General features: G+C 49.5%; 1 protein-coding gene and 2 pseudogenes. All 3 read right to left on the bottom strand.

The features are described 5' to 3' along the window. Positions 1–506, bottom strand: a pseudogene (locus tag CPT76_RS38795) (GTP-binding protein); the annotation flags it as partial. Between the two features lie 119 nt (positions 507–625). Beyond that, entirely contained in the window at positions 626–2,707 is a 2,082-nt protein-coding gene (fusA, locus tag CPT76_RS03085) for an elongation factor G (protein ID WP_105441901.1), read from the bottom strand. 48 nt (positions 2,708–2,755) lie between these two features. Then, a pseudogene (locus CPT76_RS03090) lies at positions 2,756–2,959 on the bottom strand (30S ribosomal protein S7); the annotation flags it as partial.

Here is a 2,959-nt window from a genome sequence, read left to right on the forward strand (position 1 = left end):
GGAGTGTCGTCGCCTGGGAACTCATATTCGTTCAGCAGGTCACGAACTTCCATTTCAACCAGTTCAAGAAGTTCAGCGTCTTCAACCATGTCGCATTTGTTCAGGAATACAACGATGTAAGGTACGCCTACCTGACGGGAGAGCAGGATGTGTTCGCGAGTTTGCGGCATTGGGCCGTCAGCTGCGGATACAACCAGGATCGCTCCGTCCATTTGAGCAGCACCAGTGATCATGTTTTTAACATAGTCGGCGTGACCTGGGCAGTCAACGTGTGCATAGTGACGGTTAGGTGTTTCGTATTCCACGTGTGCAGTGGAGATTGTGATACCGCGTTCGCGCTCTTCTGGAGCTTTGTCGATTTGATCGAATGCTACTGCAGCACCACCGTAAGTTTTAGACAATACAGTCGTGATAGCAGCAGTCAGAGTTGTTTTACCATGGTCGACGTGACCGATAGTACCGATGTTAACGTGCGGTTTAGTACGTTCAAACTTAGCCTTTGCCATTTGAACAATTCCTCCTTAAATGGATTGAATATAGGTTTTATGTTTGAACTGACCGGTGTTTATGCAAGCAGTTCTGGATGTAATCGTACCGGTCAGGGTTTAAAACTCAAAAGCAGAAATTACTCGTCAGATCCTTTGGACTTCGAAACAATTTCTTCAGCAATGTTCTTAGGAACTTCTTCGTAGTGGGAGAGTTCCATGGAGAACACGCCGCGTCCTTGGGTACCGGAACGAAGTGTCGTCGAGTATCCGAACATTTCGGAAAGAGGCACTTTCGCACGGATGATCTGAGCGCCGGAACGGTTATCCATACCTTCGATACGTCCGCGGCGGGAGTTCAGCATACCCATTACGTCGCCCATGTATTCTTCAGGCACCGTAACTTCGACTTTCATGATTGGCTCGAGCAGGACAGGTTTACACTTGTCTTTAGCCGCTTTAAGCGCCATGGAACCGGCAATCTTAAACGCCATCTCATTGGAGTCGACATCATGGTAGGAACCGTCTACGATTGTAGCTTTGATGTCTACAAGCGGGAAGCCGGCAAGAACACCATTCTTCATGGCTTCTTCGATACCATTCAGTGCAGGCTGGACGTATTCTCTTGGTACAGAGCCACCGACGATTTTGCTGTCAAACTGGCTGCCAGTACCTGCTTCGAGAGGTTCGAACTCAACCCAGACGTGACCGTATTGACCACGACCACCGGACTGACGAACGAATTTACCCTCAACGCGTGCAGCTTGACGGAAGGTTTCACGGTATGCAACCTGTGGTTTACCCACGTTGGTTTCTACCTTGAATTCACGACGCATACGGTCAATGATGATGTCGAGGTGAAGCTCACCCATACCAGCCAAGATTGTTTGGCCAGTTTCTTCATCTGTATGAGCACGCAGCGTAGGATCTTCTTCTGTCAATTTGCCCAAAGCAACGCCCATTTTATCTTGGTCGGCTTTGGTTTTAGGCTCAACCGCGATTTCGATAACCGGATCCGGGAAGTTCATGGATTCCAGGATAACCGGAGCTTTCTCGTCGCAGAGTGTGTCGCCCGTACCAGTATCTTTCAAGCCTACGGCAGCCGCGATGTCACCGGAGTAAACTTCGCTGATCTCTTGACGGCTGTTCGCATGCATCTGAAGGATACGTCCGATACGTTCGCGTTTGCCTTTGGTAGCGTTCAATACGTAAGAGCCGGATTGAAGGATACCAGAGTATACGCGGAAGAATGTCAGTTTACCCACATAAGGGTCTGTCATGATTTTGAACGCCAGAGCAGCGAACGGTTCTTCATCGGAAGAATGACGCTCAACTTCCGTACCGTCTTCAAGGTGACCTTGAATCGATGGTACGTCAACTGGAGCTGGCAGATAATCGATAACAGCGTCCAGCATCAGCTGAACCCCTTTGTTGCGGTAAGAGGAACCACAGATAACCGGGAAGATCTTAACTTCGCAAACCCCTTTGCGGAGGGCTGCTTTCAGTTCCGGAACAGTGATTTCTTCACCTTCCAGATACTTCATTGTCAGGTCTTCGTCGAGTTCTGCGACTTTTTCGATCAGTTCAGCGCGAAGTTCTTCGACTTTGTCTTGGAACTCGGCCGGAATGTCGACCACCTCAATATTTTGACCCAGGTCGTCTTTGTACATATGAGCTTTTTGCTCAACCAGGTCAATGATGCCCACGAAGTCGTTCTCTGCACCGATCGGCAATTGAATCGCTACTGCGTTCGCTTGCAGACGATCGCGCATGTCGTTAACGACATTCAGATAGTCGGCACCAATAATATCCATCTTGTTTACATATGCGATCCGCGGAACGCCGTAGCGGTCAGCCTGTCTCCATACAGTTTCAGACTGAGGCTCAACGCCCTCTTTCGCACTGAAAACACCTACTGCCCCATCCAATACACGAAGGGAACGTTCAACTTCAACCGTGAAGTCAACGTGCCCTGGGGTGTCAATGATATTAACGCGGTGACCTTTCCACGAAGCGGTCGTCGCAGCGGAAGTAATCGTGATCCCGCGCTCCTGCTCCTGCTCCATCCAGTCCATTGTAGCCGCACCCTCGTGAACTTCACCGATTTTGTGCGTACGGCCTGTGTAGAACAAGATCCGCTCTGTGGTGGTCGTTTTACCAGCGTCAATATGCGCCATGATCCCGATGTTGCGTGTATTTTTCAAGGAGAACTCTCTTGCCATGAAAATAGTCTCCCTTCAAAATTGAAGTGTAATTTATTGAGCCGAATCCTACCAGCGGTAGTGAGCAAACGCTTTGTTCGCTTCAGCCATTTTGTGAGTGTCCTCGCGTTTCTTAACGGAAGCGCCTGTGTTGTTGGAAGCGTCGATGATCTCAGCCGCCAAACGCTCTTCCATTGTCTTCTCACCGCGGTTGCGGGAGTAGTTCACGAGCCAACGTAATCCCAAAGACGTACGTCTTTCAGGTTTTACTTC

This window comes from Paenibacillus sp. AR247, from assembly GCF_002968895.1.
Lineage (GTDB): Bacteria > Bacillota > Bacilli > Paenibacillales > Paenibacillaceae > Paenibacillus_AQ > Paenibacillus_AQ favisporus.